10 protein-coding genes are annotated in these 13,509 nt (G+C 66.2%); 6 read left to right on the top strand and 4 right to left on the bottom strand.

Annotated elements, in window-relative coordinates; translation table 11 throughout:
* Positions 1–11 precede the first annotated feature (11 nt).
* Both AC2CQI_RS04550 and AC2CQI_RS04545 read left to right on the top strand, forming a co-directional pair.
* Entirely contained in the window at positions 12–983 is a 972-nt protein-coding gene (locus tag AC2CQI_RS04550) for an LLM class flavin-dependent oxidoreductase (RefSeq protein ID WP_484579322.1), read from the top strand.
* Positions 973–2,121, top strand: coding sequence for an LLM class flavin-dependent oxidoreductase (locus AC2CQI_RS04545; RefSeq protein WP_484579321.1), 1,149 nt, complete (start codon positions 973–975; stop codon positions 2,119–2,121). Before AC2CQI_RS04550 ends, AC2CQI_RS04545 begins: the two co-directional genes overlap by 11 nt.
* 93 nt (positions 2,122–2,214) lie before the next feature.
* Here AC2CQI_RS04545 and pgm read toward each other — a convergent pair whose 3' ends face one another.
* From pgm to AC2CQI_RS04530, 3 genes are all read right to left on the bottom strand, one after another.
* Positions 2,215–3,852 (bottom strand): phosphoglucomutase (alpha-D-glucose-1,6-bisphosphate-dependent), encoded by a 1,638-nt coding sequence (gene pgm, locus AC2CQI_RS04540; protein ID WP_075803127.1) that lies wholly within the window; start codon positions 3,850–3,852, stop codon positions 2,215–2,217.
* A 94-nt stretch (positions 3,853–3,946) separates the two neighbouring features.
* Positions 3,947–6,205 carry an ATP-dependent DNA helicase gene (locus AC2CQI_RS04535; RefSeq protein WP_484579320.1) on the bottom strand — a complete coding sequence of 753 codons (2,259 nt, stop codon included), beginning with the start codon at positions 6,203–6,205 and terminating at the stop codon, positions 3,947–3,949.
* On the bottom strand, positions 6,202–7,848 hold the full coding sequence (locus AC2CQI_RS04530; protein WP_484579319.1) for a VRR-NUC domain-containing protein: 1,647 nt from the start codon (positions 7,846–7,848) through the stop codon (positions 6,202–6,204). The genes AC2CQI_RS04535 and AC2CQI_RS04530 overlap by 4 nt, the downstream gene beginning before the upstream one ends.
* Positions 7,849–8,161: 313 nt before the next feature.
* On the opposite strand from AC2CQI_RS04530, the gene AC2CQI_RS04525 reads away from it, so the two are divergent.
* Genes AC2CQI_RS04525 through AC2CQI_RS04510 form a run of 4 tightly spaced genes read left to right on the top strand, consistent with a single transcriptional unit; the run spans position 8,162 to position 11,669 of the window.
* Positions 8,162–9,160, top strand: coding sequence for an NAD-dependent epimerase (locus AC2CQI_RS04525; protein ID WP_484579318.1), 999 nt, complete (start codon positions 8,162–8,164; stop codon positions 9,158–9,160).
* A gap of 5 nt (positions 9,161–9,165) precedes the next feature.
* Positions 9,166–9,888: a glycosyltransferase family 2 protein gene (locus AC2CQI_RS04520; RefSeq protein ID WP_484579317.1), complete on the top strand. Its 723-nt coding sequence runs from the start codon at positions 9,166–9,168 to the stop codon at positions 9,886–9,888.
* Positions 9,885–10,157, top strand: coding sequence for a lipid-A-disaccharide synthase N-terminal domain-containing protein (locus AC2CQI_RS04515; protein WP_075803131.1), 273 nt, complete (start codon positions 9,885–9,887; stop codon positions 10,155–10,157). Before AC2CQI_RS04520 ends, AC2CQI_RS04515 begins: the two co-directional genes overlap by 4 nt.
* A 3-nt stretch (positions 10,158–10,160) precedes the next feature.
* The gene (locus AC2CQI_RS04510; protein ID WP_484579316.1) at positions 10,161–11,669 is read left to right on the top strand and encodes an ArnT family glycosyltransferase; all 1,509 of its coding nucleotides are present in this window, start codon (positions 10,161–10,163) and stop codon (positions 11,667–11,669) included.
* A gap of 63 nt (positions 11,670–11,732) precedes the next feature.
* Here the strand turns inward: AC2CQI_RS04510 and AC2CQI_RS04505 are convergent, their stop codons facing one another.
* Positions 11,733–13,115 carry a hypothetical protein gene (locus tag AC2CQI_RS04505; RefSeq protein WP_484579315.1) on the bottom strand — a complete coding sequence of 461 codons (1,383 nt, stop codon included), beginning with the start codon at positions 13,113–13,115 and terminating at the stop codon, positions 11,733–11,735.
* Positions 13,116–13,509: the final 394 nt, after the last annotated feature.

Genomic DNA, 13,509 nt, shown 5'->3' with positions numbered 1-13,509 from the left:
GGAGCCTGTACATGGCCCTTGAACTCAGTTGGCAATTGCCGCTTTGCACCCCGACGCCCACGCCGGGCCAGTGGATCCAGCTGGCCCAGGCCGTGGAATACGCAGGGCTCGACGGCCTGTGGATCCCCGGCGGTGCGCCCTGCGCCGACAGCCTCGGGGTAGCCGCCGCGCTCTGTGCCCATACCCGGCACCTGCGCCTGAATATCAGCGTACCGCCGGAAGTGGTACTGCCCGCCGCACTGGCCAGCACCCTGCAAAGCCTGCAGTCGATCAGTGCCAACCGGGTCCGCCTGCACCTGCCCGATGGCGACCGCGACAGCTTGCGCCAGGCGTTCGGCGAATGGCTCAACCGCGACCAGCGCAACGAACGTATCGGCGAATACCTGGAGATCCTGCAACGCCTGCTGCGAGGAGAAGACGGCGGTTTCAACTACACCGGCCGCTATTTCCAACTGGAAAATGCCGGCTTCGCCCGCCGCGCCTTGCCCGCCCCGCCGCTGATCCTCGACGACAGCCACGACGCCAGCCTGATCGCCGGCCATGCCGACCTGTGCCTGCTACGGTCGGCGCCTCCGGCCTGGCTGGAGCAGGAAATCCGCCGCCTGCAAGGGCGCACGGGCTTCGTCTGCAGTTTCGGCCTGATCCTCGGCGACACCGAGGAACTGGCCTGGGAGGCCGCCGCACGGCGTTTCCCGGCGCCTGCCGAGCCCTTCGCCAATGCGGCGGTACGGCGCCTGACCCGTGACCGCCAGTTGGAGGTCCATCCCAACCTGCTGCAACCGGGGCCCGGGCAGCCGCTGTACCTGGTGGGCAACGCGCAGCAGATCGCCACCCGCCTCGGCGAGCTGCATGGCCTGGGCATCGAGCATATCGTGATCCAGGATCAGCCGGCGGTAGCCGAAGTCCTGCGGTTCGGTGAACGGATACTACCCCTGCTCCAGGAGCTGGGCCTGCGCAAGGAGCGCCAGCGTCATGCCCGCTGAACCGCGTCATCCCATCGAACTGAACTGGTTCCTGCCCACCAATGGCGACGGCCATCACCTGACCAGCAGCGGCCTGCCCAAGGTCGGCCTGTTCCAGCAGGGCGAGCGCGAGCCGAACCTCGACTACCTGCGGCAGATCGTGCGGGCCGCCGAACTGTCGAACTTCGACGGCATCATGGTGCCCACCGCCAGCGGCTTCGAAGACCCCTGGCTGATCACGGCGGTACTGGCCCAGGAAGTGCGGCGCCTGCGTTTTCTCCTCACCCTGCGCCCCGGCCTCGAACTGCCGGCCTGGAGCGCTCATCGCGCAGCGACCTTGCAACTGCTCAGCGACAACCGTCTGGACCTCCACATGGTCAGCGGCTCCAGCCGTTTCGAACAGCGTTCGCTGGGGGATTACCTGGAACATGACGAACGCTATGCGCGCACCGGGGAATTTCTCGAAGCCTTCCAGGCGGTGTGGTCGGGGCGGCGCCAGCCTCATCACGGACGCTACTACCGCTGCGCCGGGGAGACGCCGATCGACACGCGGGCACGGATGCCGGCGATCTACTTCGGCGGGGCGTCCAGCGCTGCCGAGCAGGTCGGTGCGGCCCATGCCCAGACCTGCCTGATGTGGTGCGAGCCTCCGGCGATGATTGCCGAGCGGATCCAGCGCATGCGCGAACTGGCGGCGGCGCGGGGGCGGACCTTGCGCTTCGGTTTGCGCGTCCATGTGTTCGCGGCGGCCACCGATGATGCGGCCTGGAGCCATGTGCAGCGTTTGCTGGACGAGATCCCCAAGGACGCCATCGAGCGTGCGCAATCGCAACTGGCCAGTTATGAGTCGGTGGGGCAATCGCGGCAGAGCGGGCTGGTCAAAGGACGTGGCCGGCAGGCGCGGGAGCTGGAGGTGTCGGCCAATCTCTGGGCCGGGGTGGGCCTGGTCCGTGGCGGGGCCGGGACGGCGCTGGTGGGGAGCTACCAGCAGGTGGCGGAGCGGGTCGAGGAGTATTACCAGCTTGGGGTGGACTGCTTCATTCTTTCCGGGTTTCCCCATCTGGAGGAAGCGATTCATCTGGGCGCGGAGTTGTTGCCGCAGTTGCGCCGGCTGGGGCGCGAGGATCCGGGGCAGGCCCAGGATACCTATCTTTCCTGAGGGCCTCATCGCTGGCAAGCCAGCTCCCACAGGTCCGGCGGTGTACGCGGTCACTGTGGGAGCTGGCTTGCCAGCGATGAGGCCCTCAAGCCATCAGGCGATCGCCTTGTCCACCAGTTCCTGTGCCTCGCCCACCAGACGCTGCAGATGCGCATCGTCGATAAAGCTCTCGGCGTAGATCTTGTAGATGTCCTCGGTGCCCGACGGCCGCGCGGCGAACCAGCCGTTGGCGGTCATGACCTTCAAGCCACCGATGGCCTGGTCGTTACCCGGCGCATGGCTGAGGATCTGCTGGATCGGCTCGCCGGCCAGCTCGGTGGACTTCACCTGCTCCGGCGCCAGCTTGCTCAACAGCGCCTTCTGCTGTGGATTGGCCTTGGCCTCGACGCGGGTGGCGAACGGTTCGCCCAGCTCGGCGGTCAGGGCCGCATAGGCTTCTGCCGGGTTGCGACCGGTGCGGGCGGTCATTTCAGCGGCCAACAGCGCCGGAATCAGGCCGTCCTTGTCGGTGGCCCAGACGCTGCCATCCAGACGCAGGAAGGACGCACCGGCACTCTCCTCGCCGCCAAAGCCCAGGGAGCCGTCAAACAGACCGTCGGCGAAGAACTTGAAGCCCACCGGCACTTCGTACAGGCGACGGCCCAGACGCGCGGTGACGCGGTCGATCAGGCCGCTGCTGACCACGGTCTTGCCCACGGCGGCATCGGCGCGCCATTGCGGACGGTTCTGGAACAGGTAGTCGATGGCCACCGCCAGGTAGTTGTTCGGCGCCAGCAGGCCGGACGGGGTGACGATGCCGTGGCGGTCATGGTCCGGGTCGCAGGCGAAGGCCACGTCGAAACGCTCGCGCAGGCCGATCAGGCCCTGCATGGCATACGGCGACGATGGGTCCATGCGGATCTGGCCGTCCCAGTCCACCGACATGAAGCGGAAGGTCGGATCGACCTCGCTGTTGACCACTTCCAGGTTGAGCTTGTAGTGCTCGGCAATCGCCGACCAGTAGCGCACCCCGGCGCCGCCCAGCGGGTCCACGCCCAGGCGCAGGTTGGCGCCGCGAATGGCGTCGAAGTCGATGACGTTGACCAGGTCGGCGACATAGGTGCCGACGTAGTCATGGCGATGGGTGGTGGCAGCCTTCAGCGCCTGCTCGTACGGCATGCGCTTGATGCCCTTGAGGCCCTCGGCCAGCAGTTCGTTGGCCTTGGCCTCGATCCACTTGGTCACATGGCTGTCGGCCGGGCCGCCATTGGGCGGGTTGTACTTGAAGCCACCGCTTTGCGGCGGGTTGTGCGACGGGGTGATGACGATGCCGTCAGCCAGGCCCGAGGTGCGGCCACGGTTGTAGCAGAGGATGGCGTGGGACACCGCCGGGGTCGGGGTGTACTCGTCGTCCTTCGACAGCATCACCTCGACGCCGTTGGCCGCCAGCACTTCCAGGGCGCTGGCCAGGGCCGGGGTGGACAGGGCGTGGGTGTCGGCGCCGATGAACAGCGGGCCGTCGATGCCCTGGGCCTGGCGGTACAGGCAGATGGCCTGGCTGATGGCGAGGACATGGTGCTCGTTGAAACTCAGGTCCAGGGAACTGCCGCGATGCCCGGAGGTGCCGAAGGCCACACGCTGGGTGGCGACGGCAGCATCGGGCTGGCCGGTGTAGTAGGCGGTCAGCAGGCGCGGAATATCGACCAGGATGGAGGCCGGGGCCGGTTTGCCTGCCAGAGGACTGAGCTTCATGCAAAACCTCAAGAATTGAGTTTCAGGGTGATGAAAACACGACAGTTTACTGGCACTTCGACTGTCTGGCGATGACGAAGATTCCCGCGCCTGGCTAATTGCTTTCCGGTGCCCACCAGCTTGGAAACATGCGGCGCACCCGGTCTTCGGCGAAGCGGTCGTCGATCAGCATGACCGTACCGCGGTCTTCGGTGCCGCGGATCACCCGCCCCGCTGCCTGGATCACCTTGCGCACGCCAGGGTAGAGATAGGTGTAGTCAAAGCCGGCGCTGAACAAGGCGCCCATGCGCTGCTTGAGCTGTTCGTTGACCGGATTGACCTGGGGCAAGCCAAGGGTGGCGATGAAGGCACCGATCAAGCGCGTGCCCGGCAGGTCGACCCCTTCGGCAAACGCACCGCCCAGCACGGCGAAGCCGACACCCTGCCCGCCCTCGACGAAACGCTCGAGAAAGCCCTGGCGCTGCTCTTCGTCCATCCCCGGCGATTGCGACCACTGGACGATGTCCGGATAACGCTCGACCAGCAGTGCAGACACCTGCTGCTGGTAATCGAAGCTGCTGAAAAACGCCAGATAGTTGCCCGGCTGCTCGTGGTATTGCCCGGCGATCAGCTCGACGATGGGTGCCAGCGAGGCCTGGCGGTGCTGATAGCGGGTGGAGACCCGGCTAACGATGCGCACCCGCAATTGCTCGGCCACGAACGGCGACTGCACTTCCAGCCAGGCGGTGTCGGCCGGCATGCCCAGCAGGTCGGCGTAGAAATGCCGGGGGTTGAGGGTCGCGGAAAACAGCGTGACGCTGCGCGCCGCCGCCATGCGCGGGCCGATCAGCGGTGCCGGCACCACATTGCGCAGGCACAGGCTGGCCAGGCGCTTGCGCCCTGCCCCGCGCAGGCTGATATCGAACAGGAAGTGCTCATCGAACACCTCGCTCAGGCGCACGAACTGCAAGGCCTGGAAGAAGAACTGCAACAGCGGCGGGTCCACGGCTTGTGGGGTACGGTTCATCAGGTCCTGGACCAGCCCGACCACCCGCAGCAGCGCCTTGATAAAGGCGGCCGGCAACTCGCTGCTGGCTTGATAAGGTGCCAACTGATCCTTGTACAGGCGGTTCCACTCACGGTTGAGGCCTTGCAGGGCACTGGCCATGCCGGCCGGCGGCTCCCGACGCAGGGCCTGCAACTGGAACTGGTCGAGGCTGGCGCTGTACATCTGCCGCGCCCGCTCCACCAGGTTGTGCGCCTCGTCCACCGCCACGGCCAGGCGCCACTGATCGGTCTGGGCCAGGCCAAAGAGCAAGGCGTTCTGGTCGAAGTAGTAGTTGTAGTCCGCCACCAGCACATCGACCCAGCGCGCCAGCTCCTGGGCCAGGTAATACGGGCAGACCTGGTGGGCCAGGGCCAGCTCGCGGACCTGCGCCTTGTCCAGCATCGGCACCTGCATTGCCGCCGCCCGGGCTGCCGGCAGGCGATCGTAGAAACCCTTCGCCAGGGGACAGGCCTCGCCATGGCAGGCCGTGCCGGGGTATTCGCAGGCCTTGTCGCGGGCCACCAGTTCCAGGCTGCGCAGGGCCAGCTCGGGGATGGCGGTCATGACCTGGCGCAGTGCATCGAGCGCCAGGCCACGCCCGGGAGTCTTGGCGGTGAGAAAGAGGATCTTGTCCAACGGCTGCTTCGCCATGGCCTTGAGCAGGGGAAACAGGGTGCCGAGGGTCTTGCCGATGCCGGTGGTGGCCTGGGCCATCAGGCAGCGCCCGGTACTGACCGCCTTGTACACGGTTTCCGCCAGTTCGCGCTGGCCCTTGCGAAAGGATGGCCAGGGGAAGGCCAACGCACCCAGGCCCGCATCGCGCAGGCTCAAGCGCCGGGATTGCGCCTCGGCCCATTGCATGAAGCGGCCGCATTGCTCGTCGAAGTACGCCTCAAGCTCGGCAGCGCTGGCAGTGATCTCGAAACGGGTTTCCTGGTCGCTGTCGACATCCAGGTAGACCAGCGCCAGGTTGATCGACGCCAGCCCGCGCTGCTGGCACATCAGCCAGCCATAGACCTTCGCCTGCGCCCAGTGCAGTTGCCGATGGTTGTCCGGCTGGCTGGCCAGGTCGCCGCGGTGGGTCTTGATCTCTTCCAGGCAGTTGCGCGCCGGGAGATAGCCGTCGGCGCGACCGCGCACCTCCAGTTCACCGAATCGCCCTTCCAGCGCCACTTCCGCCTCGTAGCCCTCGCCCCGCCGCGAGACCACCCGCCGGTGCCCGGCAATACCCTCCTGGGCCGTGGGTGACGGGGTGAAGCGCAGGTCAAGGTCGCCGACCTTGGCGGTGAACTCGCACAGGGTGCGCACCGCGACCTTGTAGCTCATGCCGCGGCCCATTGCACATGGCAGACATCCACGGGCAAGCCGTGAAGGGTGCAGAACTCAATCCAGCGCAGTTGGTTGTCCTGCAGGCGGTCACCGGGGCCCTTCACCTCGATCATCCGGTAGCGCTTTTCTGTCGGCCAGAACTGGATCAGGTCGGGCATGCCGGCGCGGTTGGCCTGGATATCTTCCAGCAGGCGCAGGAAACACTGCTTCAGGTGCTCGGGGGGCAGGCAATCGATGGCCAGCTCCAGCAGTTCCGGGCTGAGCAGCTCCCAGTACACGAAGGGCGATTGCAGGCCGTGCTTGGCGGTGTAGGTTTCGCGCAGGGTCTGGCGGTAGCGGCCGTCGTCGAGCTGACCCAGGCACTCGGCAAACAGCTCGGCGCGGCGGTTATGGAAGCCAGCGTCGAGCAGGTCCTGCGGGCCGCTCTGGAACGGGTGAAAGAAGGCGCCCGGCAGCGGCGCGAAGATCGCCTGCCAGCACAACAGCCCGAACAGACTGTTGAACAGGGTGTTCTCGACGTAATGCACCGGGGCATCGGTGCTTTCAAAATGCACCAGCACCGCCTGTTCGACGCCGAGGGCAGACCAGTCGGCCGGCAAGGTCAGGTCGAGACGGCTGATGGCCTGGGCCTTGCGCCGGGACTGGGGCGGGCCACCGAGCTTGCGTTTCAGGCGCGGCAGGATGCGACCCAGGGCCTGGGCTTCGGCAGCATTGCCGGGGCGTTCGGCGGCCTGGGTCGCCAGGTCGAAGGCCGACTGGTACTCGCCGCTGTTCTCCAGCACGCGGATATGCCGCTCGCGGGCCTGGGGGTGGGCGCAGGCGGAATAGATCGACAGCGCCCGATCCAGGTGGCCGGCCCGCTCGCACAGGTAGGCGAGCTGGTAATGCAGCTTGGCCCGGCGCCGTTGCAGCCAAGGGTTCTCGGTATTCAGGCCGTCCAGCCGGGCGAGCAGCAGATCGACGTCCACCTCGCCTTCCAGTTGCTCGGCGCAGGCATGCAGGGCCAGGCACAACTCGATGTCGCCGCGCTCGCGCAGGGCCCGGGAGTCGGCGCTGAACTCCACCTGTTCATAGCGCAGCAGGCCGAGGTCGGCGAGGACGAATTCCGACCAGTCCTGGTACAGGTTGCCGAAGAACAGCAGGCGCAAGCGGTCGCACACCGCCTGCTGGCGCAGGGCGTAGATCGGTTCGGGGGACTCGGGCCACCACTCGTGCAGCGTGCGGGCCTCCGGGAACAGCTCGCTCAATTGCTCGTAAAGCTCGTGCTTGGCGGCTTTCGGGTGGGTCAGGTGGGTGGCGAAGCAGCGGGCGATCTCGTCCTTGAGGAGGATCTGGAACAGCTCGTCGAGGGCCAGCGGCGCCTCGCTGTCGACCCAGCCCAGTTCCAGCAGGGGTGCCATGGCCGGCAGCGTCGGGCCGATCTCGGCATAGCTCAGGCGCCGCTCGCGGAACAGCAGGCCCTTGCGCATCACCATGCGCACCAGCAGCGCCTGGCTCGGCTGGGGCAGCAGGCGGAAGCCCTCGATGAAACCCCGTTCCTCGGCGTCCAGCAGATCGGCGTAGCGCAGGTGCAGCCAGTCCAGTACCTGGCGGAAGTTGTGCAGGTAGTAGAAGGGGTCGTTGCGGGAGTCGGCGATCACGGGCGGGCAATACCTGGGGAAATCTGGCACTGGTTATACATACAGATAGTAGCGGCTGGCAATCACCGTGGATCGGATCGAGGCAAGCCCATGCCCATTCGGTGCCTCTACTGGCCCTATCGCTGGCAAGCCAGCTCCCACAGGTTCTGTGTGCGCCGCGAACCCTGTGGGAGCTGGCTTGCCAGCGATAGGGCCAGCAGGCGCAATGAAGAACCTGCGACGAGCGCCATGTCCATTACAGCTTCGTTAACAAACCTTAAACAAATAACTGCCATTTTCTTTCAGCCCGTCCACCAAGGATCCGCCCCACTCCATGCCCGTCCTCGTCACCGGCGCTGCCGGCTTCATCGGTTTCCATCTGGCCCGTCGCCTGTGCGAAGCGGGTCTGGAGGTGTTCGGCATCGACAACCTCACCCCCTATTACAGCGTCGAACTCAAGCAGGCGCGCCTGCAGCAGTTGGCGCAGTACCCGGCTTTTCGCTTCCAGCCGCTGGACATCGCCAACCCGACGGAACTGCTGGCCCTGTTCGCCAGGTTCAACTTCAGCGAGGTCTTCCACCTGGCCGCCCAGGCCGGGGTGCGTTACTCGCTGGACAACCCCGGCGCCTACGGCCAGGCCAACCTGGTCGGCTTCCTCAACATCCTCGAAGCCTGCCGCCAGCACCCGCCACAGCATCTGGTCTACGCCTCCAGCAGCTCGGTCTACGGCGCCAACGCCAAGCTGCCGTTCGCCGAGGCAGACCCGGTGGAGCAACCGGTGTCCCTGTACGCCGCGAGCAAGCGCGCCAACGAACTGATGGCCCACAGCTACGCCCATCTCTATGGCCTGCCGATGACCGGCCTGCGCTTCTTCACCGTCTATGGCCCCTGGGGCCGTCCGGACATGGCGCTGTTCAAGTTCACCGAAGCGATGCTCGCCGGCCGCCCCATCGATATCTACAACCATGGCCTGATGGGCCGCGACTTCACCTATATCGACGATATCGTCGAGAGCCTGCTGCGCCTGCGCCTGAAGCCGCCAATCGCCAGGGCCGGCGAAGCGCCTTGGCAACTGTTCAATATCGGCCGCGGCCAGCCGGTGCGCCTGCTGGAGTTCGTCGACTGCCTGGAAAACGCCCTGGGTATCGAGGCCCGGCGCAATTACCTGCCACTGCAACCCGGCGATGTCCTGGAGACCTGGGCGGACGTGTCGTCCCTGGCGCGCTGGATCGATTTCTCCCCAGGCATTTCCCTCGAGCACGGCGTCAGCCGGTTCGTCAGCTGGTACCGCGGGTTCTACCGCGCCCAGCCCACCCCAACAGCCTTCAGGTAGCCCCGATGATCGATCTTTCGGTACTGATTCCGGCGAAGAACGAAGCCGAAAACCTGCCGTCCCTGCTCAGCGAGATCCGCAACGCCCTCACCGACCAACGCTATGAAGTGCTGGTGGTCGACGATGGCAGCGACGACCAGACCCTGGCCGTGCTGCAGCGCCTCAAGGCCCAGGGTTTCGAGCAGTTGCGCATCCTTCACCACGACCGCTCCCTCGGCCAGAGCACCTCGCTCTGGCACGCCGCGCAGGCGGCCCGTGGCCAATGGCTGGCGACCCTGGACGGCGACGGCCAGAACGACCCGGCGGATATCCCCGGCATGCTCCGCCTGGTCCGCGCCACCCCCGGCCTGCAACTGGTAGCCGGGCACCGGGTCAACCGCCGCGACAGCGCCAGCAAGCGCTGGGCCTCGCGCCTCGCCAACGGCCTGCGCCGGCGCCTGCTCAAGGACGCCACCCCGGACACCGGCTGCGGCCTCAAGCTGATCGAGCGCGCCGCCTTCCTGCGCCTGCCCTACTTCGACCATATGCACCGCTATATCCCGGCGCTGATCCTGCGCCACAACGGGCGCATGCAGGTGCACCCGGTCAACCACCGGCACCGCCAGGCCGGCACGTCCAAGTACGGCAATATCGACCGCGCCCTGGTCGGCATCCTCGACCTGGTCGGGGTCTGGTGGCTGATCCGCCGGACCCGCCTGAACACCCTGCCCCAGGAGATCGAAGGATGACCCGGGAAACCCTCTGGCTGATCGTCGGCTTCGCCGGCCAGGCGGTGTTCACCGGCCGCTTCGTCCTGCAATGGCTGTACAGCGAGTTCAAGCGGCGCAGCGTGATCCCGGTGGGCTTCTGGTACCTGAGCATGCTCGGCAGCGCCCTGCTGCTGGCCTACGCCATCTACCGCGAAGACCCGGTATTCATCATCGGCCAGTCCTTCGGTTTCCTGGTCTACCTGCGCAACCTGCAGTTGATCGCACGCAACAAGCCGCAGGAGCAATAGCCGATGTTCAGGTTCGCAAGCGCCAGGCGCGAAGGCCTGGCCCTGGTTGTCCTCGCCGTACTGCTGGTGGCCGCCGGGATCGGCTGGCGCCAGCCGATGAACGTCGACGAAGAACGGTTCCTCGGCGTCGCCCTGGAAATGCTGCAGAACGGCAACTGGTTCATCCCCCACCGTGCCGGGGAGATCTACGGCGACAAGCCGCCGTTGTTCATGTGGACGGTGGCGTTGTTCACGGTACTGACCGGGCTGCCCAAGGTCGCCCTGTATATCCCCGGCCTGCTCTCGGCGGCGACCATCACCGCGGTGCTCTACGACCTTGGCCGGCGCCTGTGGAACCGCCGCGTGGGGCGGATCGCCGCGCTGCTGTTCCTTGCCACCTACCAGACCTACAGCATCCTGCGGACCGGACAGATCGACAGCTTTCTCTGTCTCTGGGTCGCGCTGGGCTTCTACGGGCTGATCCGCCATCTGCTGCTGGGGCCCGCGTGGGGCTGGTTCTATGCCGGCTGTGCGGCGATGGGACTGGGCATCATCAGCAAGGGCGTGGGTTTCCTGCCGGCACTGATGCTGCTGCCCTATGCCTGGGCCGTGCATCGACGCTGGTCCGACGTGGCCGTCATGCCGGGCCAGGGCTGGCGCTGGAGCCTGGGACTGCTCTGCGTGCTGGCAGGATGCGCCTTCTGGCTGCTGCCGCTGCTTGTGTCGATTGCCCATGGCGGCGGCGCGGCGGAGATCGCCTACCTCAAGGAAATCCTCCTGCGCCAGACCGCCGCCCGCTACACCAACGCCTGGGACCATCGCGAGCCATTCTGGTACTTCTTCAGCGACGTGATCCCCAAGTACTGGCTGCCGCTGCTGCTGGTCCTGCCGTGGATGGTGCCGGCGTGGCGGCGTCAGTTGCGCAAGCAGGACGGGCGTTTCCTTGTCCTGCTCGGCTGGGTAGCGCTGGTGCTGCTGTTCTTCAGCATCAGCAGCGGCAAGCGCAAGCTGTACATCTTCCCCGCCCTGCCCGGCCTGGTGCTGGCCATCGCGCCGTTGCTGCCGTGGTTGCTCAAACGCTGGTTCCTGGCACGTCCGCTCCGGCGCAAGGTGTTCTTTGCGGTGGCGGTGGTGTGGTTCAGCCTGTGGTTCGTGCGCGGGGTGGTCGAGCCCTTCAAGGAGGGTCGCAACCCCCATGAGACCCTGATGGCCGAGGCGGCGGAGGCTACCGGCGGTGCCGACCTGGCCTTGGTGCAATGGCGCGAAGGCCACTGGCTGTTCGCCCGCCAGCCGATCGTGCATTTCGGTTTTTCCCGCTCCAACACCAGCGATGCGCTGTTCTGGATGCGCCAGCACCCGGGGACCTTCGCCCTGGTGCCGGAGACCGAGCTGGAGCGCTGTTTCGATGCCGGCAGGGCGCGCAAGCTGGGGGATACCTCGCGGGCGGAGTGGTATGTGGTGGGAGCGGATGCGGATAACGGGAAATGCGAGGCCAGGACCCCGGATCGAGTCTATCGGTTCGCCTGGAACTGAACGGCCGACACGACCACCGTGGAGAGCCGTCTCACCCGCTTCCCACCGTCCACATCCCAAGTGCTATCGAGCACCACCCAACAATGGCGAACGCCGGTACAACGCTTGCAAGCTTTCCATCGGCAAGCCCGTGGTCCCGGTCAGCCATTGCTTCACCGGGTCGGTCGCCGACTGCCCCTGCAACGCCTTGTGCAGGTACGGCAGGGCCACCAGCATGCCCGGGTGGCACCGGCGCAGGAAGTCCTCCAGGCGCCGGCCCTGCTCGATGATCGGGGCAAACAGCAGGCTGACCAGTTGCGCCTCGCTGATGCCCCAGGCCTGGGACGCGAAGTCTCCGGCCAGGCGGCGCACCTGCTGCAGGTCCTCTCCCCCTTGCCAGGGCCCAAGCAAATGCTCGCGCAGGACCGCTGGCAGCGCGTCGGCCTGCATGCCCGCCTCGCTGCGCTGCAAGCAGAGCGCCAGGCCGTCCTGGTAGCTGCCGTCCTCGATGAATTCCCGGCGCAGCCCGAACAGGTGCGCGCGCAGCATGGGATTGCCGACCTCGCAGCGGGAGAAGCCGAAGGCCCAAGGGTCATGCTCGAAGCGCAGCAGCTCGGCGAGCAGGCTGGTGTGACCGCAGACCGGGTCGTAGGTCAGGTCGTCGATGGCGATAAAGCGCGGCATGCGCAGACGCGTGTCGAAACCCTTGCTCTCGGCCGTACTGTCCTGTGGCTGGGGCATGCGGTACTCGTCGCGGATCGCCGCGACCACCTCGAACAGCGCCTGGGGAAACGCTTCGACCGGCCGCACCCGCGGTATCCCCGCCGCCCGCATCATGCGCAGGGCGGTAGCCATGAAGCGCTTGCGCTGGCGCCCCGGCTCGCCACTGATCAGGACGTCCACCCCACCGTTCCAGGCAGCACCGAGGCGATGCAGATCGGCAAGGTCCAGATAGTGCCGGTGGCCCAGGGCCATGCGCACGTCGCCGCCGGTCAGGTGCCCGGCCATCAGCACGGCATGCCGGTCGGCCTGCTGCTGGGCGCGGCAGATCGGCTGACGCACATCGAAGTCACGAACCTGGCCATCTTCCAGCATCAGCAACTCGACCCGGGGATCGTCATGCACCACCAATCCCGCAAAGGCGCGCTCGATATTGCTCAGCACCACCGCCGGCATATCGCTGTGCCGCGCAGTGGCGACGCGCAGGTTGAAGGTCGCGGGCGACCGCGCGGCCAGGGTCAGTTGCGCGGCGCGGAGAAAAGCCAGGCTCTGGGTGCTGTCCGGGCTTCCCGTGTGCACCAGCATCACCTTGAGCCCGCTGATGCACTCCAGGCCACCGGCGATCACCAGCAAGCGCTGGATCAGCAACTGCAAGGAAGCGCGCTGACCCTGGGTCATGCGCTCCAGCACCCGCTGCAGCACCTGCTGATAGACATATTGCATGGCCTGGTCGTGAATCGCGCCCATATTCAATTCCCTGATAATTATCGCAACCATTGAAAACTTGATGCCCGCCCATAAAAGTGCACATGCGAAGTTCTCTCGAAGTTCTGCATGGACATCACGGACGAAGCAGCGTCTATATTGAAGGAAACTTCCTACATACTTACCGCATCACTTCACAAGTTGTGAGGCGCCACGGCGCAGGCGTCCAGCCAACGGCTGCCGGCCTTGTGGCCGGGGCGTCGGTCCGACCGGGTATTTCGACGTACATATCTCGCTCCTTGAGACGACAACAGGAAGAACACTTTTCTGGTAGGCGGAGAAGTACAAGCCAGGCAGAGACCGGAGATTTCCGCACCGCTCCAGGTAACGCTACAGACGCTGCAGTACCTTTATTCCGACAGCAACAACATAGCCC

It is taken from the genome of Pseudomonas sp. P2S-1, from assembly GCF_057197725.1.
This window is presented reverse-complemented; position numbering and strand designations above follow the sequence as displayed.